Source organism: Microlunatus sp. YIM B11417 (genome assembly GCF_059617205.1).
The window spans coordinates 543,372-566,366 of record NZ_JCAMPJ010000002.1 but is presented as its reverse complement, the minus strand read 5'-3'; the positions used below and the strand labels follow the sequence as shown (position 1 = coordinate 566,366).

The window sequence follows — 22,995 nt, the reverse complement described above, 5'->3', positions numbered from 1 at the left end:
GTAGGGGGCTACGGTAACACCTCGGCTCGACGCGCGGCCAAGTAGCGGCGGACCGCCGGATCCGCGGCCAGGAAGATCGACCGGTCGTAGGCCGCCGCCGCGTCCGTGGGCCGGTCGAGCCGGACGAAGAGGTCGGCGCGGACCGCGTGATACGGCTGGAACGCTTCCACGGCAGGGGTTTCCGCCGCGAGCGCGTCGAGTTGATCAAGACCGGCGGCAGGGCCGTCGGTCCGGGCGACGACGGCGGCCAGGGCGACCCGGCCGCCCAGGCTCGGCGCGACCCGGACCAGCGCGGCATAGAGGGTCCGGAGCGCCGGCCAGTCGGTGCCGCCCGTGTGGTGCCGAGCGCAGTGCACGGCCTGGATCGCCGCCTCCAGTTGGAACCGGCCGGGCGGGGTCGCCGCGGCCCGGCGCAGGTAGCCCTCGCCCTCGGTGATCATGGACACGTTCCAGCCGGCCGGGTCCTGCTCGTCGAGCGGAACGTAGTCGTCGGCCCCGACCGGGCGCCGGGCCTGGGCCAGCGTGATCAACGCGGCCAGGCCCCAGGCCTCCGGCTCGGTCCCGAGCAGTTCGGCCAGGGTGACGGCGAGATACTGCGCCTCGCCGGCCAGCGATTCGGGTGCCGTGGCGGGCAGGTCGACGGCAGGCCAGGCGATCGCGTAGCAGGCGTACACCGCCTCCAGCACCGCCGGCAGCCGTTCCGCGAGCCGCCGCCGGTCCGGTACCGCGAACGGGATCCGGGCGTCCTTGATCCGGCGCTTGGCCCGGACCAGCCGCTGCGCCATCGTCGCGGCCGGCACGGCGAAGGCGGCACCGATCTGGGCGGCCTCGAACCCGAGCACGGTCTGCAGCATCAGCGGCGCCCGGACGGCCGGGTCGATCGCCGGGTGGGCGCAGACGAAGAGCAGCTCGAGCCGCTTCTCCCCCAGCGCCTCGGGGTCGAACGCCGCCGGGTCCGGCCCCGTTCCGGAACCGAGGTCAGCGGTTTCATGATCATCCGGACCCGGCAGCGGGACGCTGGTCCGGTACGCCGACGACTTCCAGCGGTCCCGGAGCCGGTTCCGGGCGACGGTGAGCAGCCAGCCGTCCGGGTTGTCCGGCACGCCGTCGACCGGCCACCGGGTCAGGGCCTGCTCGAGGGCCGCGGCGAGGGCGTCCTCGGCCCCGGCCAGGTCACCGTTCGGCGCCGCGAGCAGCGCAACCAGCCGGCCGTAGGAGACCCGAGCGGCTCGGTCCGCCGCCGCGGCCGCCTCGGCGGCGGGCCCCTCGGTCACTGGTTCGGCGTCCAGACCCCGTCGATGGTGTGGGTCGCACCGGGACGGATCTCCACGGCGCCCCAGTTGATCGCGGGCGCCTGCCGGGCCCATTCGATGGCGGCGTCCAGATCGGGCACGTCGATCACGAAGGTGCCGCCGAGCTGTTCCTTGGTGTCGGCGAACGGGCCGTCCTGGACCCGCAGGGTGCCGTCCACGGCGGTCAGCGTCGTGGTGTTGTCGGAGCGCTGCAACACCTCGGCGCCGATCAGGACGCCGGCGGCGTGCAGCGCCTGGGCGTAGGCGCTGAACGCGCGCTGGCCCTGGGCGCGGTTCTCGGCGCTGAGCTGGTCGTCGGTCGGTTCGGGATAGTGCAGCAGCAGGGTGTAGCGCATGTCGGTCATCCTCTCTCAGCGGGTGGTGTAGTGGGCGGAGATCACGCCGGTCGGGCTGGTCAGGACGCTGTGCAGGGTCAGGTCGGCCGGCCCGCCCGGGCCGAACATCCGCCGGCCCGAGCCGAGCACCACGGGATTGATCAGCAGCAGGTAGTCGTCGATCAGGCCGGCCGGCCGGAGCGCGTCGATCAGGTCGCCGCTGCCCATCACGACGAGCGTCCCGGTCTGCCGCTCCTTCAGCGCGGCGACTGTGTCGGCGGCGTCGCCCGCGAGCAGGGTCGAGTTCGGGAAGCCGAGCTCGGTGTCCGCGGAGCGGGAGACGACGTACTTCTGGATCCCGACCAGGCTTTCGGCGAACGGGTTCGGCTCCGGGGTGGTCGTCCAGTGACCGAGCAGATCGGCGTAGGTGCGGTGCCCGAACAGCCATGCGAACTCGCCGGACCAGAAGTCCCCGAGGAAGCCGTCCGGCTGTTCGCCCGCGAAGCGTGCCGCCCAGCCGCCGTGCGCGAACCCGCCCCGCGGGTCCTCGTCCGCGCCGCCGGGTCCCTGCATGACACCGTCGAGCGTGAGGTGCTGAAACACCGTGATGGTGGCCATCACTGCCTCCTTCGATCGTGGGCCGTCACCGTGATGACGACTCGACGGCAGCCCGATCGACAGGTCGGCCGGTAGAGTTTCCCGCCGTGAGCCGTACCGCTGAGACGGGCACCCGGGACCGGATCCTGGCCGTCGCCCGCGATCTGTTCGGTACGCACAGCTACGGGGCGACCTCGATGCGCCAGGTCGCGGACGGGGTCGGGATCACCAAGGCCTCGCTCTACCACCACTTCACCAGCAAGGCCGAGATCCTGGCCGAGCTGGTCGAGCCGCCGATCATCGAACTGGGGGTGGCGATCGAAGCCGCCGAGCAGCTGACCGGGCTGGCAGCGCGACAGCGGGCCGTGTTGGAGGGCTGCGTCGACGCCATGCTGGGGCACCGCGAGACGATGGCGCTGCTGCTCAAGGATGCCTCCGTGTACGGCGAGCAGACGCTGGACACGATGGACCGGGTGGTCGGCTTCAGCCGCCGGGCCGCCGCCGTGCTGGCCGGGCCGCGGCCGAGCCGGCGGCAGCGGATCCGGGCCGCCCAGGCCTTCGCCGCCGCGACCGACCCGATCAGCCAGTTCGACGACGTGCCGACCGACCTGCTCCGCCGCGAACTCGTCTCCGGAGCGCTGGCCGTCCTGGGCACGAGCGCCCCCTGAACGTCTAGCGCGGTGGGCCCTGCCGGACCCGGTCGAGCAGGCTGGCCGGATCGTTCGGCGCCTCCCAGCGGGACTCGATCCACCAGGTCGCGCCGGCGTCGGCGAGCGGGGCCAGATGGTCCGCCGCCCAGCCGGGGTCATCGCCCGGCGAGACTCCGTCCAGGATCACGTCCTTGGTCTGGGCGTTCCGCTCGCGCAGCCACCCGGTGATCGCGCGGAGATCGTCCGGCGTGGGTCCGTTCGGCAGGGCCGGGATGATCCCGTCCCAGCGGGCGGCCCGGGCCATCGACTTCGGCCGCGGCCAGGCGCCGACGACCCAGATCGGGATCCGCGGCCGCTGCACCGGGCGCGGCTCGAACCGCAGCCCGTCGACCCGGTAGTGCTCGCCGGCGAAGTCGACCGGTTCCCCGGACCAGGCCTGTTCCATGATCGCCAGCGTCTCGTCCAGCAACTCGGCCCGCACCCGCCGGTCGGTGGCCTCCGGCGGACCGACCTTGCCGAAGCCGCCGTCGTCGGCCGCGGCACCGAGCCCGACCGGCAGCACCAGCCGGCCGCCGGACAGGTGATCGATCGTCATCGCCTCGCGGGCCACCTTCCATGGCCGGCGCCGGGTCAGCGCGAACACCATCGCGCCGAGGGTGATCCGCTCGGTCCGGACCGCCGCCGCGGCCAGGATCGCCCACGGGTCGTACATGTCCATGGCGCCGATCGCCATGCCGTCCCAGCTGAAGAACCCGTCCCAGCCGGCCCGCTCCGCCTCGACCGCGAGCTCGACCTGTTGCCCCGGGTCTCCCGTGCTCGCAAGGAATCCGTACTTCATCCGGCGAGGCTAACCGCCGGCACCGACAGCGGGGGCCGGTCGGCGGCCGAGCAGCCGGCCGACCGTGCCGAGGCAGCCGACGAAGGCGGCGCCGAGCAGCGGGGAACGGCCCAGGACCAGCCGGAAGGTGTCCCGGTGCCCGGCCGCGTGAGCGGCGAAGGCGAGCAGGTCGGGCCGGCTCGCTCCGGCGTCGGCCGCCGCCTGCTGGAGAGCGGCCAGCCCGCGGAACCACGACTCGGTCTGCACGGCCGGGGTGCTCCACCAGCGCACCACGGCCGGGGCGTCGCCGCCGTTCCACATCCGGTGCACCGTGCCGCGCGGGATCGCGAACTCGGCGCCGGCCTCGTACTGCTCGCTGCGGCCGTCCCGGTCGACGCTGAGCACGCCCGCAACGACCTCGAACCGCTCGTCGTGGCCGGGATGGAAGTGGGCCGGCGGTGGTGCTCCGTGCGGCTCGTATCTCGCCTCGAGCTCGAGGCAGTCGGCATCGCTGCGCCGGATCGTGACCGCCTCATGCGCTCCGATCCTCAGGGTGTCGCCCATCTGAAACCTCGCTGTTCCGGTCGTCGCGTTCCGACCCTAGTGGTGTGTACCGCTGAGAACGGCCCGCGCTGGGTATTCCTCCGACCATGACGCGCACCGCCCATCCCGGCGCCGAGGAGTTCCTGCCGGCGCGGCCCGGTCCCCGCAACCTGCGTTCGGCGATCGAGAACTGCCGGGGCTGCGACCTCTATGCCGACGCCACCCAGGCGGTGTTCGGCGAGGGCCCCCGGGACGCGCCGCTGGTGCTGATCGGTGAGCAGCCGGGTGATGTCGAGGACCGCCGCGGCCGACCGTTCACCGGACCGGCCGGCCGGCTGCTCGACCGTGCCCTGGCGGACGCCGGGCTGGACCGGGAGCGGCTCTACCTGACCAACGCGGTCAAGCACTTCCGGTTCGAGCACCGCGGCAAGCGGCGGATCCACCAGCGGCCGACGCTGGGTCAGACCAACGCCTGCCGGCCCTGGCTGAGCGCCGAGCTGACCGTGGTCGAGCCGGACGGCGTCGTCCTGCTCGGCTCCCTGGCCGGGCAGAGCCTGCTCGGGCCGGACTACCGGGTCGGTGATCATCGCGGCCGCATCTTCGACCTCCCCGACGGTACGGCCTGGGCGCTGGCCACCGTGCATCCCTCGGCGGCCTTGCGGGCCGAGGACCGCGAGGCGGTCTATGCCGGGCTGGTCGACGACCTGCGGCTGGCCGCCGCCCAGCTCGGCTGAGCGGACTCAGGAGGCGGACGGCGATTCGGTCGCGAGCACCTGCTGGAACGCCTCGCCGCCGAGCGCCGGCCGGTCCCGATAGAGATAGCAGCTCGCCACGTGACCGGCGGAGATCAGGTAGTTCGGCGGCGGCGCGTCCAGACAGTGCGCCTCGGCGGCCGGGCAGCGATCCGCGAACCGGCAGCCCGGATGCTGCTCCGGCACCTCCAGGCCGGACGCGGCCGCCCGCTCGGATCCCCAGGGCTGCTTGGGATCCGGCCACGGGATGGAGTCGATCAAGAGCCGCGTGTACGGATGCTTCGGCGCGTCGATCACCGTCTCGACGGCACCGGCCTCGACGATGTTGCCGCGGTACATGACCAGGATGTGATCACTCACGTGGTAGGCGGTGCCGAGGTCGTGCGTGATGTAGAGGATCGGTACGTTCAGCGTCCGGTTCACCGTCCGCAGGCTCTCCAGGATCGTCGCCCGCAGTGAGGCGTCGACCATCGACACCGGCTCGTCGGCGATGATCAACTTCGGTTTCAACATCAGCGCCCGGGCCACGATCACCCGCTGCCGCTGACCGCCGGACAACTGGTGCGGGTAGCGTCCCAGGGTCTCGTCCGGCCGCAGCCCGACAGCCTCCAGAGCGGTGATCATCAACTCCTGCCGCTGCGCGTGCGTCCGGGCCAGCCTGAACTTCTGGATCGGCACGGTCAGCACGTGATCGACCTTGTAGAACGGGTTGAACACCGAGAACGGGTCCTGGAAGACGGCCTGCACCTCGCGCCGGAACTGGCCCAGTTCGGCGCCGCGCAGCTTGGCGATGTCACGGCCCTGGAACCGTACCGTCCCTTCGGTCGGGGCGATGAAGCCGAGCAGCAGCGAGGCCAGCGTCGACTTGCCGCTGCCGCTCTCGCCGACCACCGAGACCACCTGGGGCGTGTCGCCGCGGATGGTCAGCGACACATGATCAAGAGCGACGGTCGACGTCTTGGCCAGCATGCCGCCGCGATAGATCTTGGTCGCCTCGTGGAGTTCGACCAGCGGAGTCCGATGATCATCCGACATGACTCTCCTCGGGCTGGTGCAGATGACAGGCGACGTAGCGCTGAAGCCCTTCGACAGGCTCAGGGCGCGGGGACGGATTCCCGTAGGTCGGCTCCAGGTCGGCACAGGGGTCGAACGCCTTCGGGCAGCGCGGGTGGAACAGACAACCGGACGGCATCGACCGCAGCGACGGCGGCAGCCCGGGGATGCCGCGGAAGGTGCCGCGGTCGGCCAGCTTGGGCAGGCTCTCGATCAACAGTTCCGTGTACGGATGCAGCGGATCGGCGAAGATCTCCTGGATCGGCGACAGCTCGGCCAGCTTGCCCGCGTACATCACCGCGAGTCGGTCGACCGTCTGCGCCATCAGGCCCATGTCGTGGCCGATCAGGATCACCGCGACGCCGAGTTCCTCCTGCAGCTTGAGGATCGTGTCCATCACCTGCCGCTGCACGACCACGTCCAGCGCCGACGTCGGCTCGTCGGCGATCACCACCTGCGGCTGCATGGCCACCGCGATCGCGATGCAGACCCGCTGCTTCATCCCGCCGGACAGCTCGTGCGGATACATCCGGCCCACCGAGCGGCGCAGCCCGACCGCCTCCAGCGCGTCCCGGGCCAGCCCGAGCAGTTGCCGCTTGTCCCGACGCGCTCCGTGATCTTCGAGGGTGTCGATGATCTGGTTCTCGATCCGGGCGACCGGGTTGAGGGAGTTCATCGCGCCCTGCGGAATCATGCTGATCTTGCTCGACCGGAGCTGCCGGACCCGGCGCTCCGGCATCCCGATCAGGTCCTCGCCGTCCAGCAGCACCTTGCCGGAGATCGTGGTCGGGGCCCGGAGCAGCCGCATCAGGGCCAGTGCCATGGTGGACTTGCCGGAGCCCGATTCGCCCACCAGGCCGAGCTTCTCGCCCGGCATCAGGTCGAACGAGATCCCGTTGACCGCGCTGACCGGTCCGTCGTCGGTGTAGTACGTGACCTCGAGATCACGGACGGACAGGGCCGGTTCCGTACTCACTGGGACCTCCGGGATCGCGGGTTGGCCCACTCGTCCAGGGCGAACGAGATCAGGAACAGCGACAAGATCAGGATCAGGATGATCGCGATCGGGATGCCCCACCACCACCAGAGGTTGCGCAGCAGGGCGGAGAACCGTTGCATCCAGAAGAAGGTCATGCCGAGCGTCGGTTCCCGCTGCGACCCGAGGCCGAGCAGCTCCAGGCCGAGGGCGCCGTAGACGGCGGCGATCAAGGCCGAGACGAAGCCGGCCAGCAGGAACGGGGCCAGGTTCGGCAACAGCTCCCGGACAATGATCTCCGGACCACGCATGCCGGACAGCCGGGCCAGCCGGAGGAACTCGCGTTCGCGCAGCGACAGCACCTGGGCCCGGATCGCCCGGGTCGGCCCCGGCCAGGCGAACGCCGCCAGGATCAGGGCCATGCTCTCGATCGAGATGTACTGCCGCAGCAGCGAGGCGATCACGACCATCACCAGGAAGCTCGGGATGGTGAACATGACGTCGACCACCCAGCGGATCACGTTGTCCAGCCAGCCGCCGTAGAAGGCGGAGATCAGGCCGAGGACGATCCCGATGCCGAGTCCGATCGCCCCGGCCAGCAGGCCGATCTGCAGGCTCAGCCGGGTGCCGACGACCATCACCGCGAACAGGTCGCGGCCCTGCGCGTCGGTGCCGAACCAGTAGTCCGGCGAGGGCGGCTTGCTGGCCGGCCCGGCCAGCGGGTACGGATCCTTCAGCGGGTTGATCAACAACGTTCCGGCGGTGGAGAACAGCACCAGGGCCAGGAACATGATCAATCCGACGGTCAGCATCGGGTGCCGGCGCAGGTAGAGGAACAGCGCCCGGGCCCGGCCGACCCGAGGACGCGGCTTCGGCACCACCCGCGCGGGGGCTGCGGTCACGGCCATGATCACGCCTTCCCGTAGCGGATCCGCGGATCCAGCAGCGGATAGATCAGGTCGACGATCAGGGTCGCGATGCAGACCGCGAAGACCAGGATCATCGTGATGCCGTACAGCAGGTTGTAGTCGAGCACCTGGATCGAGCCGTTGATCAACCCGCCCAGCCCCGGGTACGCGAACAAGGTCTCCACCAGCACGGTCGAGAAGATGAACGTGCCGAGCGACATGACCAGGCCGGTCACCTGGGGCAGCAGCGCGTTGCGGACCGCGTACTTGAGGAAGATCCGGCGCGGCTTCAATCCCTTGGCGTCGGCGAAGATGATGTAGTCCTCTCCGGTCGTCATCACCATCAGGCTGCGCATCTGCAGCGCCTGCCCGCCGAGCTGGAACAAGATCAGCGCGCAGGCCGGCAGGAACGCGTGCCGGATCACGTCCAGGACGAACTCACCACTGAACTCCGGCGTCGCCGTCCGCGAGTACGCACCGGCCAGCGGGAACAGCTTCAACTGGAACGCGAACACGTAGATCAACAGGAAGCCCAGCACGAACGCCGGCACCGCGCTGGTCAGCATCGACGTCGGCACGAAGAAGCGCAGCCAACGCGGCGACCGGGGCCAGCCGAGCAGGGCGCCGAGGACGGTCCCGATCACGAACGCGATCAGGATCGACACCAGCCCGAGCCCCAGCGTCCACGGCATCGCGTCCAGGATCACCGAGTTCACCGTGCGCGGATACTGCGAGATCGAATAGCCGTAGTCGAACCGGACCACCTTGAGCAGCGAGTTCAGGTACTGCTGCCAGAGTGGTTGGTCCAGGCCGAAGTCGCGCGAGTACGCCTCGGCCATCTGCTGCAGGCCGGTCTGGTTGCGGCCGCCCTGGGTCGCCGCCTGCAGCAGCCGCTCCCGGATCGGATCGCGCGGACTGAGCTTGGGGATCAGGAAGTTGATCGTCGCCGCCGTCCACATGACGGTGATCAACAAGCCGATCCGCTTCAGCAGGTACTGCCAGGAATACACGGCCCGACCCCGCTCTCAGCCGGCGGCCGGCTTGATGCGGGTGAGCTCGAGCGAGAACGTCTTGAACCAGAACGCGCCTGGCAGATAGGGGTCCGAGGCCGTCGGCCAGCCCGTCCAGTAGGTCGTGTTGTACGGGATCCGGTGCATCCACTGCACCAGCGGCGTGTGCGGCAGTTCCTTGAGATAGATCTCCATCGCCTGCAGGAACAGCGGCAGCTCGCCGGCGTCGGCCACCGGCAGTGAGGCCATCTGCTCGACGATCTTGTCGTAGTCGGCGTTCTTCCAGTGACTGCTCACGTCGCCGGCCTCGCCGATCTTGGAGTAGTGCCGGGAGTGCATCAGCTCCAGCGACGGGTACGGGTCCGCGGTGGCCCCCGCGAAGCCGAACAGGAACAGCTTCGCCGACCCGTCCGTGATCCGGGTGGTGGCATCGCCGGGCGTCTGCAGCGACGACTCGAAGCCGGCCGCCCGGAGCTGCTCGGCCAGGATCGCGCCGTAGTCGTTGACCAGGTCGACGATGCCGTAGATCGTCGCGTCGACCCGCTTGCCGTCCTTGGCCCACAGGCCCTCGCCGTCCTTGGCGTAGCCCTTGCCGGTCATGATCGCGTCAACCTTCGCGAGGTCGTAGGAGTTCGTCGGGTACTGGGCCAGCATCGGCCGGGCCGCGTCCAGGTACGGCTTCAGCGGCGGGAAGTCCGGGAACGGCAGTTCGGACAGGGTTCCGGCGCCCTCGTAGCCGATGTCGACCAGCTGCTGCCGATTGATCCCGTGGTTGACCGCCCGGCGGATCTCGACGTCGTCGTACGGCGGCGCGGCGCAGTTGAAGAACAGCGACTGCGGCCACCAGTCCGTGTAGCCGTAGGGAGCGTTCCGGTCGGTCCAGGCGATGATCTTCTGGTTCTGGTCGACCACCTGCTTGATCACCGGCGGCCGCAGGTCGAGCGAGGAGTCCAGCTCGTTGTTGATCAGCTGCTGCGCGGTGTTCGTCGGATCGGTGAACGGCACCACGATGATCCGCTTCGGCCCCGGCAGCTCGGCCAGCCCGGCCTGCACCGCCCACCAGTCGTCGCGGCGGTCCAGCAGGCGTTGCTGCACCGTCCAGTCGACCATCGTGTACGGCCCGGTGACCACCGGCCACTGCTTGCTCGGGTCGTAGAACAGGAACCCGTACTGGTCCTTCTGATCCTTGAAGATGTGCTCCGGGACCAGGAAGATGCCGAGGTCGTTCTTGAAATAGAGATAGTCGAAGACGAACCGCGGGGCCGGCTTGGTGAAGGTGATCTTGACCGTCTTGTCGTCGGTCGCCTCGGCCTTCTTCACCCACTCCCGGATGTCGGCCGAGTACGTCATCGCGGAGTTCTTCTCGTTCCGCAGCATCTCGATCGAGAAGGCGACATCCTTGGCGCTGAACGGCGTGCCGTCGCTCCACTTCGCGTCGGTCCGGGTGGCGATCTTGATCACGAGGGTACCTCCGGCACCGAGAACCCTGTCAAGACTTGACGTCCGAGGAACGGAACCGGTTCAGTAAGTTGCCCGCCCGCCGGAGGCGTCGAAGCAGAATCCGGTGGTGAAACTGCAGGCCGGCGAGACCATGAAGTTGATCATCTCCGCGACCTCCTCGATGGTGCCGACCCGGCCCATCGGGATCTTGGCCGTCATGTAGTCGATCACCTGCTGCGGCTGCTCGTCCAGGAAGGCGGTCCGGATCACCGCCGGCGCCAGCGCGTTGATCGTGATGCCGTCCGACGCGTACTCCTTGGCCATCGCCTTGACCAGCCCGATCAGTCCGGCCTTGCTGGCCGAGTAGCCGATCATGGAAGGGTTGCCTTCCTTGCCGGCGATCGAGGCCACGTGGGCGATCCGGCCGTAGCCGTGCTCGACCAGGTGCGGCAGCGCGGCCTGGCTGACCACCAGGGCGCCACGCAGGTTGACCGCGATCGCGGCGTCGAACTCGGCCAGGTCGACCTCGTGGCTGCGGCGTCCCATCGGGCCCTGGATCCCGGCACAGTTGACCACGGCGTGCACCTGGCCGAACTCGGCCACCGTCATCGCGAACGCGCGCTGCACCGAGTCCGGAGCGGTGACGTCCGCGGCCTGGCCGATCGCCTCGCCGCCGCCGGCGATGATCTGACCGGCCAGCTCGCGGACCGGGCCACCGTCGCGGTCGACGCAGGCGACCCGCATCCCGCGCCGGGCCAGCAGCAGCGCGGTGCCGCGGCCGATGCCCGAACCGGCGCCGACCACGAACGCGGTCTGGCCGTCGACGCTGCTCCGATCATGATCAAAGGTCATCTCCGTACCGTAGCCGCCCGGCCGCCGCCCCGGAACCTGCGACGACCGCTACCGCGCTGCGTCGGCGTGCCGGCGGGAGGCTGCCAGCTCGGCGGCTCGCCAGCGACGCTGGTTCACCACGGCGATCGCGCAGGCGAGGGCGGCCGCCACGGCCGCACAGACGAACGACGCGGCCACACCCCGGAAGTCGATCATGATGCCGGCCAGCGCCGTACCGGCGGCGGCGCCGACCATGTTGGTCGCCGACAGCAGCGACTGCGCCTCGTTCAGCCGGTAGGCCGGCGTCAGGTGGTCCAGCAGCGCCTGCTGCATGATCAACATCGGTGCGATGGTCAGTCCGGTGCAGAACAGCAGCGGCAGCAGGGCGCCGAGCGGTGCGCCGGCGAGGGCGATCAGCAGGGCGATCGCGACCAGGAACAGGGCGAACAGGCCGAGGCAGACCGCGACGCCGCGACGCTCGTCGAAGCCCCAGGTCCGGGCACCGAAGGCGAGACCGCCGATGGCGCTGCCGCCGGCGATCGCCGCGAACAGCAGGCCGACCCGTTCGGTGCCGCCGAGCAGTTCGCCCGCCACGCCGGCCATCGAGGTGTCCAGCTGGCCGAACCCGACGCTGAGCATGAGCATGACGAACAGCACCACGGCGACGCCGGGGACGGTCAGGGCCGACCGATGAGTCCGTACGTTCTCGGCGGCCGGGTCGCCCAGATCACCGGGCTGCGGCGTGGCCGGCCGGGAACGCCGCGCCGCGTCGGTCCGGCAGTAGGCGACGCCGCCGACCGCCATGCAGGCCGCGGTCACCAGCAGCGGCACCACCGGAGCCGTCAGCGCGAGCAGCGCCGACAGCAGCAGCGGTCCACCGACGAAGATCAACTCGATCGAGGTGGCGTCCAGCGCGAAGGCCACCCGGCGCGACTTCGGGTCCGGGAACACGGTCCGCCAGGCCGCCCGCATCGCCGGCGTCACCGGCGAGAAGGAGAGCCCGGCGCCCAGCGAGATCGCGATCAGGCCTGGGATCGGCAGGCCGCCGATCGTGGCCAGGGCCAGCAGCACCGTCAGGCCCGCGCTCACCGCACTCGTCGGCAGCAGCACCCGCACCTGCCCGAACCGGTCCATCGCCCGGCCCCAGAGCGGCGTACCGACCGCCGACCCGATCGCGAACGCTCCGGTCACGAACCCGGCCAGGCTGTAGGCCTCGCGCTCGGACTGGACCAGCAGCAGGATGCCCAACGGCGTCATCGAGATCGGCAGCCGGGCGATCGTCGCCGCGAAGAAGGGCGCGGCAGCCGGCCGGTACCGCAAGAGTTTGAGATAGGCCCGGAGACCGGACCCGAGATCGGCACTCATTCCGGGCACACCCCGGTCCGCGCCACCACCAGATTCCTCGATTCGATCTTGACTCCCCCGCCGAGGCCGATGGTATACCGGCGGATCTCGGTGACCTAAGCCCAGCCCGTCGAGGCCCGTGGTACCAGTTCCATGCCGGTCAGCTCGGTCCCGTGGTGGGGCCGGCCGTCGATGGCGTCCAGCAGCAGTTCGGCGGCCCGCTGGCCGAGGTATTCCAACCGCAGATCGATCGTGGTCAGCGGCGGCCGGCTGGCCAGCGCCATCACGTCCCAGTCGTCGAAGCCGGTCACCGCGATCTCGTCCGGCACCCGCAGCTCCAGCTCCCGCAGCCGATCGCAGACACCGCGGGCGATCTGGTCACTGCCGCAGCTGATCGCGTCCACCGGCAGCGGTTCGCCAGGTCGCCAGGCCTGCAGAAGTTGATCAACGGCGCGCCGGCCCCAGCTCTCGCTCCATTCGCCGAACAGGGTCGGCGCGGCGGGTTCCAGGCCGGCCTCGCGGAGCGCCTGCTCGGTCACCTCGGCCCGGGTGCGCGGGCTGTGCTGGTGCGGCCGGCCGGCGACGTGGACGATCCGGCGCCGGCCGATGCCCAGCAGATGATCGACGATCCGCCGGGCTCCGTCGGCGTCGTCGGGCATCACAGACGCGTCGTCGGGATCGCTCGACGGGGCGAAGGCGTACACCACCGGGATGGGGACGTCGATCCGCGGCCGGGCGTCGGTGGTCCGGCCGGCCACGATGATGCCGTCGACGCGGCGGGCGACCAGGCTCCGCACGTGGTACGCCTCGCGGACCGGGTCGTTCCGGCTGGTCGCGAGCAGCGCGGAGAGCTGACCGGCGGCGAGCGCGTTCTCGGCGCCGAGCATCACCGGGATGCTGAACCGGCCGGCCGAGTCGGCGCTGAGCAGACCGACCGTGAAGCTGCGGCTGGCCGGCGGCCGCCGCCCCGGATCGGGCGTGAAGCCGAGCTCGGCCGCGGCCCGGTAGACCCGGTCCCGAGTGCTCTCCCGCAGCGCCCCGGAGTTGTTCAGTGCCTTGGACACGGTGCCCGGCGAGACTCCCGCCGCGCGGGCGATGTCCACGACGCGTGCCGTCCGCCGTACCGCCATCTGCCCTCCTTCGTCGAACAATTTTCCTAGATTTTTCCATTCGGCGATCGCCCCAGGCTACCTCAGATATCCCCAGAATCCGTGTCACAGAAAGGATTCCGGTCTTGACGCTCGACTCACTGGAGGCCTACCGTCGTTGGAAAGAGATTTCCAGTTTTCCGCAATTTCTTGGAGCTGAACATGGCGTACGCCGGCCCCGTCCGTCCCACCGAATCCGCCGCCGTGGTCTGGCACCCCGTGGCCGCCGGCGCGGTCACCATCACGGGTGGCCCGCTCGGCGCCCGTCAGACCGCCAACCGGGCCGCCGCGATCCCGGCCGGGTTGAAGCAACTGCGCGAGGCGAAGAACGTGCTCAACCTCGAGATCGCCGCCGGCAAGGCCGAGGGCGAGGCGGTCGGCCCGATCTTCGCCGACTCCGATGTCCACAAGTGGCTCGAGGCCGCGGCCTGGGAGTACGGACGCAGTGCCGACCCGGCCCTGCTCGACGACATCCTCGAGCTGACCGGCCTGCTGCAGGACGCCCAGGCCGAGGACGGCTACCTCGACTCGGTGGTGCAGCTCCGCGGCGGCGAGCGCTACAGCAAGCTGGAGATGAGCCACGAGCACTACTGCGCCGGCCACCTGATCCAGGCGGCGGTCGCGTACGCCCGGACCACCGGCCGGTCCGAACTGCTGGACGTGGCCCGCCGGGTCGCCGATCATCTCGTCGCCACCTTCGGGCCGGACAAGAACCCGGCCCTGGACGGCCACCCGGTGATCGAGATGGCGCTGGTGGAGCTGTACCGGGAGACCGGCGAGCGGTCCTATCTCGACCTGGCCAAGCACTTCGTGGACACCCGGGGCCGGGGCACCATCACCGGCGGCCGGGATGTCGGCTACTACTCGGACCGGGTGCCGGTGCGCGAGGCCACCACCGTCGAGGGCCACTCGGTCCGGGCCGTCTACCTCGCGGCCGGTGCCGCCGACGTCGCGGCCGAGACCGGCGACGCGGAGTTGCTGGCCGCACTGGAGACGCAGTTCGCGTCGATGGCTCAGGAGAAGGAGTACCTGACCGGTGGGCTCGGCGCCCGCTGGGACGGAGAGGCGTTCGGCGATCCGTACGAGCTGCCGAACGACCGGGCCTATGCCGAGACCTGCGCCACCATCGGCGGCATCCAATGGGCCTGGCGGATGCTGCTGGCGACCGGCAAGGCGAGCTACGCCGACCAGATCGAGCGGATGATCTACAACGGGTTCATCTCCGGGGTCTCCCAGGCCGGCACCGAGTACTTCTACGTCAACACGCTGCACCTGCGCGACCGGTCGGTCCCCGATCATGATCGGATCCCGGCCCGCGGCCGGGTCGGCTGGTTCGCCTGCGCCTGCTGCCCGCCCAACGTGATGCGGACATTCTCCAGCCTGGAAGGCTATCTGGCGAGTACGGACGCGGACGGGCTGCAACTGCACCAGTACCTGCCCGGCACGATCCAGGCCGGCGAGCTGAAGCTCACGGTGGCGACCGACTACCCGTGGCAGGGCAGGATCACGATCACCGTGGACCAGGCCGGCGCGGACGAGACCACGATCGCGCTCCGGGTGCCCGGCTGGGCCGAGGGCGCGACGCTGACGGCGCCTGAGCCTGTCGAAGGCCCCTCGAGAGGCTCAGGAAACGTCCCGGCCGGTGAGTACGCGAGCGTCCGCCGGGTCTGGCAGGCCGGTGATCAACTCGTGCTCGACCTGCCGCTGACGCCACGACTGACCGCTCCGCATCCCCGGGTCGACGCCTCGCGCGGCTGCCTGGCGATCGAACGCGGACCGTTGGTCTACGCCCTGGAGCAGGCCGACCAGGCCGAGGGCGTCGCCGTCGATGATCTTCGGCTCGACCCGGCGGGCGAGCTCCTCGAGGAACGGCGTGAGGACCTGCTCGGCGGAGTCACGTTGATCAAGGCCCCCGGCAGTGGACCGGACGGCCCGGTCGAGCTGGTGGCGCTGCCGTACCATCTCTGGGCCAATCGTGGCCCACAACCGATGCGGGTCTGGATTCCCTTGCAGTAAAGGGTGTCCGGGCAAGACCCGGAAGGAGTGACAGCAACGATGCTGACCCGAAGAGCGCTGCTGGGCACGGGGGCCGCGCTGGCCCTGGCGTCCGGCTGCGCCAGACAACTCCCGGCGGTGAACACGGCGGCGGCCGGCTTCGGCAGCGGCGCCACCGGCACCGTCGAGGTCTGGTGCCGGTCGGCGACCCAGACCGGCATCCAGTTCATGGCCGACACGTTCCATCAACAACAGGATCGGGTTCGGGTCCGGGTGACGCCGGTGCCGGACGCCCAGTTCGTCACCAAGCTGGCCACCGCGATCCGCGGCGGCCGGGTGCCCGACCTGGTCGACTTCGACGACATCAACTCGATGCTGTTCATCTTCCGGGGCGCCTTCGCCGACCTGACCGATCTGATCGATCGCCTTCCCGGCAAGGAGAAGCTGAGCCCGGGGCACCTCGCGCTGGCGACCAAGGACGACCGGGTCTACGCGGTGCCGTTCCTGGCCGACAACTCGGTGCTGTTCTGCAACACCGAACTGTTCCAGCAGGCCGGGCTCGACATCGACGACTCGACCAAGGACTTCGCCTCGATCCTCGAGGCCGCCCGCAAGCTCCGGGGTCTCGGTGACGACGTGTACGGCTGGTCCATCCCGGGCAACGCCGCCGGCTCGCTCGGCTTCACCGTGCAGCCACACATCTGGGCCACCGACACCGACATGATCATCGGGGAGGTCGGGGCTCAACGCGGCAACGTGGCCGGCAACGACGCGCTGCGCCGGACGCTGGAGTTCCAGCGCACGCTCTGGGAGGAGAAGCTCGTCCCGTCGTCCGCGTACGCCGAGGACGGCTCCACCTATCCAGCCGACTTCCTGGCCGGCCGGGTCGGCATGACGCCGCGATCCTTCGGCGGTGTCGTCAAGAACGCCGACGACGAACTGCTGTCCAAGATCACCGTCCGGCTGCTCTGCGGACCGGACGGCGGCCGCGCGTTCTTCGACGGCGGCAACAATCTCTGCCTGGTCAACGGAGCCCGGAATCCCTCCGCTGCTTGGGAGTTCGCGGCCTTCTGCGTCGCGCCGGAACAGCAGGCCCGGCTGCCCGAGGGCAACTACACGCCGATCCGGTCCGACGTGGCGACGCCCGAGTTCCGGGAGAAGTATCCGCTGGCCGTCCCGACGCTTGATCAACTCGACGCCGGCTACGCGCCGACGACGCTGGCGTACAACCTGCTCTACAACCAGCCCGACGGCGCCTGGCTGGCGATGTACCGGCGGGCGGTGTTCGACGGCGAGGTGGAGGCCGCGATGGAGGAAGCGCAACGCAGTTACGACCGCATCCTGAGGCAGGCCCAGGCATGATCACCGAGACCCTCGACCCGACCCGGACCGACGCGCCGCCGAGAGCGTACCGGGAGAATCCGCGCTCGCTCACCCACCCGCCGCGAACCGGCCTGCTGCTGGTGCTGCCGGCGGTGATCTTCGTCTCCGTCTTCGTCCTGGCGCCGCTGCTGGTGGCGGTCTACATCTCGCTGACCAACTTCCCGCTGATCGGTGACTTCCGGTTCATCGGGCTGGAGAACTACGCGCAGGCGTTCACCGATCCGGCGTTCGGCTGGTCGATCGTCTACACCTTGATCTACACGGCGATCGTGACGCTGCCGATCCTGCTGCTCGGCTACACGCTGGCGGTGCTGGTCCGGTCCAACCGGCGCGGCGCCAAGGTGCTCCGGACCGTCTTCTTCATCCCGTACGTGGTCGGCCTGACCACGCTCAGCTTCCTGATGGTGCTCGAGGCCCAGCCGGACAGCGGCATGATCAATCTGATCTTGAAGTGGGTCGGCCTGACCGACGGCAGCACGGCCTGGCTGGTGGACGGCAGTCTGGGCACGATCGTGATCTGCGTCCTGGTGGTCTGGGGCGTGTCCGGACTGACCATGATGCTGCTGATGTCCGGCATGCAGGGCATTCCCAGCGACGTGTACGAGTCCGCCGAGCTGGACGGCGCCGGCTGGTGGCGGACCGAGCGCCACGTGACGCTGCCGATGCTGCGCCGGACCATCGCGCTTTGCTTGATCATCTCGGTGATCGGTTCGTTCCTCGCCTTCACCCAGTTCTTCATCCTGACCCAGGGCGGGCCGGGATCGCAGACGACCACCGTGGTGATGGCCATCTACAAGCGGGCCTTCGTCCAGCTGCAGCTGGGCGCGGCGACGGCGATGTCGCTGCTGCTGGTCGTGATCATCGGCCTGGTCACGGCGGCCCAGTTCTGGCTGCTCCGGGAGAGGGACTGATCATGGCGACACTGACCGCAACCGCTGGACCCGGACGGACCGGGCCCAGGAGAACAAGCACGATCACCGGCATCGAGCGGGACACCAGGATCAAACAGGTCCTCTACGTGTTCGGCGGACTGCTGGCGCTGCTGGTGTTCACCGTGCCCCTGCTCTGGGCCCTGTTCCGCTCGCTGCAACCGGGCGCGGTGATCGTCGACCCGCCGGATCCGGCGACCTTCTTCGACGTCACGCTGAGCAACTTCACCGTGCTGGTCCAGGAGGGCACGCTGGGCCGCTCCATCGGGAACAGCCTGATCGTCTCGCTCTGCTCGGCGCTGCTCACCGCCCTGCTCGCGCTGTTCGCAGGCTACGGCTTCGCGAAGTTCCGGTTCCGCGGCTCCAACCTGCTGTTCGCGATCATCGTGCTGACCATGATGGTCCCGTTCCAGGCGATCCTGACCCCGCTCTACCTGCAGCTGAACGCGATGCGGCTGACCGACAGCCTGTTCGGTTTGATCTTGTTCTACGCGACCGTGCACCTGCCGTTCGGCGTCTTCGTGATGCGCAACTCGTTCACCGCGATCCCCGCCGAACTGGAGGACTCCGGTCACGTCGACGGCGCCGGCACGATGCGCACCCTGATCTCGGTGCTCTGGCCGCTGGTCATGCCCGGCGCCGCCACCACCGCCCTGTACGCGTTCCTCGCCTCCTGGACCGAGTTCCTCGGCGCCCTCACCTTCCTCACCGACCCGACCCTCTACACCCTGCCGATCGACCTGGTGAACCTGCAGCGAGGCACGTACGGACAGATCGACTACGGCGTCCTCGCCGCCGGCGCCGTCGTCGCCATGATCCCCTGCGTCGTCCTCTACATCGCCCTGCAGCGCTACTACGTCCGAGGCCTCACCTCCGGCGCCGTCAAGGGCTGATCCCGCCCCCAACAAAACTCCGCCGACCGGTCACAAAAGCAGGCGTTCCGGCGGCGTGTCGCTGCGGAAGTGACCGGTCGATCGGAGATCGGGGCCGGTGGGGGCTGAGGCCGGGACCATGGCATCCAGTCCCTTCGGCTCGACCTCGACCGGTCCGGGCGTCGCGACTCGGCGGTCAACGGATCGGGTGAACGATCGCCGGGTGGTCCCGGCGGGAATTCACCCGACGGCGGCCGAGGATTCGGGCAGACTGGGCGGAACGCCGACCGAGGAGGGTTCGTGGCCGAAGACTCAAGTGCGCAGGCGGTGGTCGAGGAGCGGCTCGGCGCTCACGTCAGCTCGGGTGAGTTGCCGGGGTTGGCCTGGCTGCTCTCGTACGGCGACGAGGTACGGACCGGAGCGATCGGGCATCTCGATCCCCGGGGCACGTTGCCGATCCGGACCGACACGATCTTCCGGATCTCCTCGATGACCAAGCCGATCACCGCCGTCGCGGCGTTGATCTTGGTCGAGGAGGGCGAGCTCGCCCTGGACGAGCCGGTCGACCGGCTCCTGCCCGAGCTGGCCGATCGCCGGGTGCTGCGCGATCCCGCCGGGCCGCTCGACGACACGGTGCCGGCCGGGCGGCCGATCACGGTCGACGACCTGCTCACGTTCCGGCTCGGCTGGGGCATGGACTTCACCGACTTCTCGCCCAAGCCGTTCGACGAGGCGTGGAACGAGCTCGGGCTGGGCTTCGGCCCGCCGACGCCGGCGCGGATGCCCGATCCGGACACCTGGCTGGAGCGGCTCGGTCGCCTGCCGCTGCAGTTCCAGCCGGGCGAGCGCTGGCTCTACCACGTCGGCTCCCAGGTGCTGGGCTGCCTGGTGGCCCGGGCGACCGGCGGCTCGCTGGCCGAGTTCCTCGCCGAGCGGATCCTCGGGCCGCTCGGCATGATCGACACCGGTTTCTTCGTACCCGACGACAAGCTGGACCGGTTCGGACCCCACTACGCCGGCGAGCCCGGCGCCTTGACGATCTTCGACGAGGCCGACGGCCAGTGGAGCAGACCGCCTGCGTTCCCGGGCGGCGGCGAAGGTCTGGTCTCGACGTTGGCCGACTATCACCGGTTCGCCTCGATGCTGCGGGCCGGCGGCGCGTTCGACGGCGGCCGCCTGCTCGCCGAGGCGGCCGTCCGGACCATGATCACCAATCAGCTCACCGATGATCAACTGGCTCGCGGCGGGCCGGCGCCGGACGGCAGTTCCGGGTGGGGTCACGGTGTCGGAGTGATCATCCGCGACCTGCCGGACGGACCACCGGCGGGCGGCTACGGCTGGTCCGGCGGGTTGGGTTCGACCTGGTCGAACGCGGGACCGGTGACCGGCGTCCTGCTCACCTCGCAGGCCTGGAGCAGCGCCGGGCCGCCACCCGTGTTCGAGACGTTCGAGTCGATCATCGGGACCGTCGCCCGCGGTTGATCATGCGTGCCAGTTGGACCCACCGGGCCGGTACTGCGAATCGCACAGCACGGTCTCGCCCGGCTGCCAGGTGCACAGGTGGAGCCGGTTGCCGTCCGGATCGGCCAACACCCAGGACGAGGGGGCTCCTTCGTCGCTGACCAGCGTGCCGCCGCCGGCCAGCGCCGCGTCGATGCGCGGCCCGACCTGGGCCGGGTCGACCCAGACGTGCGGATGCCAGGCCCGCCCGGACTCCTCGCCGTCGGAGGTCTGGAACCAGATCATCGGCAGGGCCTGGCGGGTGTCGCCGACGTCACCCCAGGCCTCGGTCCCGATGACGTGCTCACCGTCGAGCACCGCCGCCCAGAACGGCGCGATCTTGTCGTACGCGGGCGTGTTCAACCCCAGCTCGATCCGCGCCACGGTCGCACATTCGAGTTCCGCGCCGGCGGCCGCCGTGATCTCGGAGATCCGCCGAGCCAGCGCCAGGTCGGTCTCGGTGACGCCCCCGCTCTCCCGGCTGGTCAGCCGGACGTCGACCCGGAACGGACGCAGGTCGAGTTCGGCCTGGTGGTGCAGTTCTTCGGCGGCCCGGCCGATCTGTTCGACCAGCCGCAGCCCGGCGGCGAAGTTCTCCGTGTGGATTCTGGTCTGCAGCCCGCCCTGCCCGTACGACAGGAGCAGGGTCCAGCCGTCCAGGCCCGCGGCCGCGATCTGCCGGCCGGTCAATGTCTTGGTGCTCATCGCTTCACGCTCCCAGGATCGAGGTCTCTCGAAACGTGACTGTAGAGGCCAAACTGGCCAGCCCTCTGTCCTGTTTTCTTTGATACTTTGCGATCATGCGCGCCGAGCGCCTCGTGGCCATCGCCTTGCTCCTGCAGGCCCACGGGCAACTGACCGCCCCGGACCTCGCTCGCCGGCTCGAGGTGTCCGAACGCACGATCCGGCGCGACCTCGACGCCTTGCTGCTCTCCGGCCTTCCGCTGTACGCGCAGCGCGGCCGCGGCGGTGGCTGGGCCCTGCTCGACGGGCACGCGATCAACCTGTCGGCGCTGACAGCCGAGGAAGCGCAGGCCCTGTTCCTGGTCACCGGACCGGAGCTGCTGGCCGGTCTCGGCCTCGAGGCCGGACTGACCTCGGCACTGCGCAAGCTGCTGGCGGCGCTGCCCGCCAGCACCCGGGAGCAGGCCGGGCTGACCCGGCGGGCCATTCACATCGACCCGACCCGGTGGGGTCAGCCCGCCCCGCCGGCTCCGCCCGTCCTGGCCCGGCTGCGGGCAGCGGTCGTCGCCGGCGTCCAGCTCGACCTCAGCTACGCCAAGCCCGGCAACGACACCGTGGATCGCCGCGTCCACCCGTACGGCCTGGTGTCGAAGGGCGGCGCCTGGTATCTCGTCGCCGGCAGCGACGCCGGGCTGCGGACCTTCCGGGTCAGCCGGATCGTGGACGCCGCCGCGACGACCGTACCGGTGGAACGCCCGGCCGGCTTCGACCTCGTCCGGGCCTGGGAGGACGTCAGCCGCCGTCACGAGCCGTGTTCGAGCGAACGGGTCCTGGTCGAGTTCCAGGTCCGGCCGGACGCGGTCGGCCGGGTCACCTCGACGCTCCCGGAGCAGTACCAGTTGGAACCGGTCGCCGGTGAGGCCCGACGGTTCACCGCCAGCTTTCCCACGATCCACGAGGCCGCCTGCGAGTTGATCTACCTCGGCGGCGGGATCCGGGTGTTCGAGCCTCCGTCCGTGCGGGCCGAGCTGGTCCGGATCGGGCACCGGTTGATCGCGGCGCATGTCCCGGCGCGGCAGCCCGCTGCGGCGCCGGGATGATCATGCGGTGGCGATCACCCGGCCGTCGCCGATGAACTGCTCGAACGAGCCCCACGGCTTCTCACCGGCGGCGTCCATGATCACCTCCGACGAGTACTGCGCCAGATAGACCCGGCGCAGCCGGTCGGTCAGGTTCGGGCCGCTGCGGTGGATCACGGTGCTGGAGAAGCAGACGATCGAACCGGCCGGGACGATCACCGGCATCCCCGGATCGGAGCCGAAATAGCAGACCTCGTCGCCCTTCTCGGACCGCAGATGCTTGATGTAGGAACGGATCCCGGAGCGCGAGTACGGCAGCAGATAGACCGAACCGTTCTCCTCGGTCACGTCGTCCAGGGCGATCCAGCAGGTCAGGTACGGGGCGTGGTTCTCGTGCACGTAGCCGGAGTCCTGGTGCCAGGCGAACGCCGTGTCCGGGTCGCTGGCCTTGATCACGTACTGCTCCCAGAACAGGTACGCCGCGTCGCCGAGCACCGCCCGGCAGACCTCGGCCATCGTCTCGCCGAAGAGGAACTTCCGCAGCTCCGGACGCTCCTTGTAGACCATCTCGCTGAAGTAGCGCTTGCCCTTCGCGTTGATCCCGATCCGGTCGACGCCGGCCTCGTCCATCCGTTCGTCCAGCCGGTCCATCGCGAACTGGGCACCGCCGCGCAGCAGCTCGAGGGCGTCGCCCTCGATCGCCCTTTCCAGGATGAAGTAGCCCTCGTCCCGGTACTGCTCGATCATGGCCGGCGTGATCATGGTCATCTCAACTCCTTCTGTGGTCGGCACCTCCGACGCTAGTGTTCGAGACGCGTTCACGGAATGGACGTCTTGTCCCGGACATGGAGGTTTTG

The 22,995-nt window shown here is 70.0% G+C and carries 23 protein-coding genes; 8 read left to right on the top strand and 15 right to left on the bottom strand.

Translation table 11 applies throughout. From position 1 onward, the window contains the following. Positions 1 to 8: 8 nt before the first annotated feature. From AC6CCG_RS13000 to AC6CCG_RS12990, 3 genes are read right to left on the bottom strand one after another with little or no spacing between them, the layout of a single operon-like run. Entirely contained in the window at positions 9 to 1,274 is a 1,266-nt protein-coding gene (locus AC6CCG_RS13000) for an RNA polymerase sigma factor (RefSeq protein WP_496654962.1), read from the bottom strand. Continuing rightward, positions 1,271 to 1,657 carry a YciI family protein gene (locus AC6CCG_RS12995; RefSeq protein WP_496654961.1) on the bottom strand — a complete coding sequence of 129 codons (387 nt, stop codon included), beginning with the start codon at positions 1,655 to 1,657 and terminating at the stop codon, positions 1,271 to 1,273. Before AC6CCG_RS12995 ends, AC6CCG_RS13000 begins: the two co-directional genes overlap by 4 nt. A 6-nt stretch (positions 1,658 to 1,663) precedes the next feature. After that, positions 1,664 to 2,245: a dihydrofolate reductase family protein gene (locus tag AC6CCG_RS12990; protein WP_496654960.1), complete on the bottom strand. Its 582-nt coding sequence runs from the start codon at positions 2,243 to 2,245 to the stop codon at positions 1,664 to 1,666. Between the two features lie 86 nt (positions 2,246 to 2,331). Between AC6CCG_RS12990 and AC6CCG_RS12985 the strand changes: the two genes are divergently transcribed. Continuing rightward, a complete protein-coding gene (locus tag AC6CCG_RS12985) occupies positions 2,332 to 2,892 on the top strand; it encodes a TetR/AcrR family transcriptional regulator (RefSeq protein ID WP_496654959.1) in 561 nt (186 codons plus the stop codon). 4 nt (positions 2,893 to 2,896) lie between these two features. Here AC6CCG_RS12985 and AC6CCG_RS12980 read toward each other — a convergent pair whose 3' ends face one another. Then, the gene (locus tag AC6CCG_RS12980; RefSeq protein WP_496654958.1) at positions 2,897 to 3,712 is read right to left on the bottom strand and encodes an LLM class flavin-dependent oxidoreductase; all 816 of its coding nucleotides are present in this window, start codon (positions 3,710 to 3,712) and stop codon (positions 2,897 to 2,899) included. Between the two features lie 9 nt (positions 3,713 to 3,721). Continuing rightward, positions 3,722 to 4,255 (bottom strand): cupin domain-containing protein, encoded by a 534-nt coding sequence (locus AC6CCG_RS12975; RefSeq protein ID WP_496654957.1) that lies wholly within the window; start codon positions 4,253 to 4,255, stop codon positions 3,722 to 3,724. An 86-nt stretch (positions 4,256 to 4,341) separates the two neighbouring features. Here AC6CCG_RS12975 and AC6CCG_RS12970 point away from each other — a divergent pair, with 86 nt between their 5' ends. After that, entirely contained in the window at positions 4,342 to 4,968 is a 627-nt protein-coding gene (locus AC6CCG_RS12970; protein ID WP_496654956.1) for a UdgX family uracil-DNA binding protein, read from the top strand. Between the two features lie 6 nt (positions 4,969 to 4,974). Here the strand turns inward: AC6CCG_RS12970 and AC6CCG_RS12965 are convergent, their stop codons facing one another. From AC6CCG_RS12965 to AC6CCG_RS12930, 8 genes are all read right to left on the bottom strand, one after another. After that, positions 4,975 to 6,021 (bottom strand): ABC transporter ATP-binding protein, encoded by a 1,047-nt coding sequence (locus tag AC6CCG_RS12965; protein WP_496654955.1) that lies wholly within the window; start codon positions 6,019 to 6,021, stop codon positions 4,975 to 4,977. After that, entirely contained in the window at positions 6,011 to 7,015 is a 1,005-nt protein-coding gene (locus tag AC6CCG_RS12960; protein WP_496654954.1) for an ABC transporter ATP-binding protein, read from the bottom strand. Before AC6CCG_RS12960 ends, AC6CCG_RS12965 begins: the two co-directional genes overlap by 11 nt. Next, positions 7,012 to 7,923, bottom strand: a complete 912-nt coding sequence (locus AC6CCG_RS12955) for an ABC transporter permease (RefSeq protein ID WP_496654953.1) — start codon at positions 7,921 to 7,923, stop codon at positions 7,012 to 7,014. The genes AC6CCG_RS12960 and AC6CCG_RS12955 overlap by 4 nt, the downstream gene beginning before the upstream one ends. Positions 7,924 to 7,925: 2 nt before the next feature. After that, on the bottom strand, positions 7,926 to 8,933 hold the full coding sequence (locus AC6CCG_RS12950; protein WP_496654952.1) for an ABC transporter permease: 1,008 nt from the start codon (positions 8,931 to 8,933) through the stop codon (positions 7,926 to 7,928). Positions 8,934 to 8,948: 15 nt separating this feature from the next. Continuing rightward, positions 8,949 to 10,394 carry an ABC transporter substrate-binding protein gene (locus AC6CCG_RS12945; RefSeq protein WP_496654951.1) on the bottom strand — a complete coding sequence of 482 codons (1,446 nt, stop codon included), beginning with the start codon at positions 10,392 to 10,394 and terminating at the stop codon, positions 8,949 to 8,951. Between the two features lie 60 nt (positions 10,395 to 10,454). Continuing rightward, positions 10,455 to 11,225, bottom strand: coding sequence for an SDR family NAD(P)-dependent oxidoreductase (locus AC6CCG_RS12940; RefSeq protein WP_496654950.1), 771 nt, complete (start codon positions 11,223 to 11,225; stop codon positions 10,455 to 10,457). 48 nt (positions 11,226 to 11,273) lie between these two features. Then, on the bottom strand, positions 11,274 to 12,569 hold the full coding sequence (locus AC6CCG_RS12935) for an MFS transporter (RefSeq protein ID WP_496654949.1): 1,296 nt from the start codon (positions 12,567 to 12,569) through the stop codon (positions 11,274 to 11,276). 95 nt (positions 12,570 to 12,664) lie between these two features. Further along, complete coding sequence (locus tag AC6CCG_RS12930) at positions 12,665 to 13,678, bottom strand: LacI family DNA-binding transcriptional regulator (protein ID WP_496654948.1); 1,014 nt, start codon at positions 13,676 to 13,678, stop codon at positions 12,665 to 12,667. Positions 13,679 to 13,858: 180 nt separating this feature from the next. On the opposite strand from AC6CCG_RS12930, the gene AC6CCG_RS12925 reads away from it, so the two are divergent. The 5 genes from AC6CCG_RS12925 (at position 13,859) to AC6CCG_RS12905 (ending at position 20,357) form a co-directional block, all read left to right on the top strand. Then, positions 13,859 to 15,712 carry a glycoside hydrolase family 127 protein gene (locus tag AC6CCG_RS12925; RefSeq protein WP_496654947.1) on the top strand — a complete coding sequence of 618 codons (1,854 nt, stop codon included), beginning with the start codon at positions 13,859 to 13,861 and terminating at the stop codon, positions 15,710 to 15,712. Between the two features lie 39 nt (positions 15,713 to 15,751). Beyond that, on the top strand, positions 15,752 to 17,053 hold the full coding sequence (locus AC6CCG_RS12920) for an ABC transporter substrate-binding protein (RefSeq protein ID WP_496654946.1): 1,302 nt from the start codon (positions 15,752 to 15,754) through the stop codon (positions 17,051 to 17,053). Then, positions 17,050 to 17,985: a carbohydrate ABC transporter permease gene (locus tag AC6CCG_RS12915; protein WP_496654945.1), complete on the top strand. Its 936-nt coding sequence runs from the start codon at positions 17,050 to 17,052 to the stop codon at positions 17,983 to 17,985. The genes AC6CCG_RS12920 and AC6CCG_RS12915 overlap by 4 nt, the downstream gene beginning before the upstream one ends. 2 nt (positions 17,986 to 17,987) lie before the next feature. After that, positions 17,988 to 18,896 carry a carbohydrate ABC transporter permease gene (locus AC6CCG_RS12910; RefSeq protein WP_496654944.1) on the top strand — a complete coding sequence of 303 codons (909 nt, stop codon included), beginning with the start codon at positions 17,988 to 17,990 and terminating at the stop codon, positions 18,894 to 18,896. A gap of 279 nt (positions 18,897 to 19,175) precedes the next feature. Further along, entirely contained in the window at positions 19,176 to 20,357 is a 1,182-nt protein-coding gene (locus tag AC6CCG_RS12905; protein WP_496654943.1) for a serine hydrolase domain-containing protein, read from the top strand. Here the strand turns inward: AC6CCG_RS12905 and AC6CCG_RS12900 are convergent, their stop codons facing one another. Further along, entirely contained in the window at positions 20,358 to 21,080 is a 723-nt protein-coding gene (locus AC6CCG_RS12900; protein WP_496654942.1) for a 4a-hydroxytetrahydrobiopterin dehydratase, read from the bottom strand. Between the two features lie 95 nt (positions 21,081 to 21,175). On the opposite strand from AC6CCG_RS12900, the gene AC6CCG_RS12895 reads away from it, so the two are divergent. Further along, the gene (locus AC6CCG_RS12895) at positions 21,176 to 22,159 is read left to right on the top strand and encodes a helix-turn-helix transcriptional regulator (RefSeq protein WP_496654941.1); all 984 of its coding nucleotides are present in this window, start codon (positions 21,176 to 21,178) and stop codon (positions 22,157 to 22,159) included. Here AC6CCG_RS12895 and AC6CCG_RS12890 read toward each other — a convergent pair whose 3' ends face one another. Then, positions 22,160 to 22,906: a phytanoyl-CoA dioxygenase family protein gene (locus AC6CCG_RS12890; RefSeq protein WP_496654940.1), complete on the bottom strand. Its 747-nt coding sequence runs from the start codon at positions 22,904 to 22,906 to the stop codon at positions 22,160 to 22,162. Between the last annotated feature and the right edge of the window lie 89 nt (positions 22,907 to 22,995).

Coding starts and splice junctions, on each gene's coding strand:
- AC6CCG_RS12970 (WP_496654956.1), top strand. CDS start 4,342: ATGACGCGCACCGCCCATCCCGGCGCCGAGGAGTTCCTGCCGGCGCGG.
- AC6CCG_RS12895 (WP_496654941.1), top strand. CDS start 21,176: ATGCGCGCCGAGCGCCTCGTGGCCATCGCCTTGCTCCTGCAGGCCCAC.
- AC6CCG_RS12920 (WP_496654946.1), top strand. CDS start 15,752: ATGCTGACCCGAAGAGCGCTGCTGGGCACGGGGGCCGCGCTGGCCCTG.
- AC6CCG_RS12940 (WP_496654950.1), bottom strand. CDS start 11,225: ATGACCTTTGATCATGATCGGAGCAGCGTCGACGGCCAGACCGCGTTC.
- AC6CCG_RS12980 (WP_496654958.1), bottom strand. CDS start 3,712: ATGAAGTACGGATTCCTTGCGAGCACGGGAGACCCGGGGCAACAGGTC.
- AC6CCG_RS12995 (WP_496654961.1), bottom strand. CDS start 1,657: ATGACCGACATGCGCTACACCCTGCTGCTGCACTATCCCGAACCGACC.
- AC6CCG_RS12955 (WP_496654953.1), bottom strand. CDS start 7,923: ATGGCCGTGACCGCAGCCCCCGCGCGGGTGGTGCCGAAGCCGCGTCCT.
- AC6CCG_RS12990 (WP_496654960.1), bottom strand. CDS start 2,245: ATGGCCACCATCACGGTGTTTCAGCACCTCACGCTCGACGGTGTCATG.
- AC6CCG_RS12915 (WP_496654945.1), top strand. CDS start 17,050: ATGATCACCGAGACCCTCGACCCGACCCGGACCGACGCGCCGCCGAGA.
- AC6CCG_RS12930 (WP_496654948.1), bottom strand. CDS start 13,678: ATGGCGGTACGGCGGACGGCACGCGTCGTGGACATCGCCCGCGCGGCG.
- AC6CCG_RS12935 (WP_496654949.1), bottom strand. CDS start 12,569: ATGAGTGCCGATCTCGGGTCCGGTCTCCGGGCCTATCTCAAACTCTTG.
- AC6CCG_RS12910 (WP_496654944.1), top strand. CDS start 17,988: ATGGCGACACTGACCGCAACCGCTGGACCCGGACGGACCGGGCCCAGG.
- AC6CCG_RS12900 (WP_496654942.1), bottom strand. CDS start 21,080: ATGAGCACCAAGACATTGACCGGCCGGCAGATCGCGGCCGCGGGCCTG.
- AC6CCG_RS12890 (WP_496654940.1), bottom strand. CDS start 22,906: ATGACCATGATCACGCCGGCCATGATCGAGCAGTACCGGGACGAGGGC.
- AC6CCG_RS12975 (WP_496654957.1), bottom strand. CDS start 4,255: ATGGGCGACACCCTGAGGATCGGAGCGCATGAGGCGGTCACGATCCGG.
- AC6CCG_RS12965 (WP_496654955.1), bottom strand. CDS start 6,021: ATGTCGGATGATCATCGGACTCCGCTGGTCGAACTCCACGAGGCGACC.
- AC6CCG_RS12925 (WP_496654947.1), top strand. CDS start 13,859: ATGGCGTACGCCGGCCCCGTCCGTCCCACCGAATCCGCCGCCGTGGTC.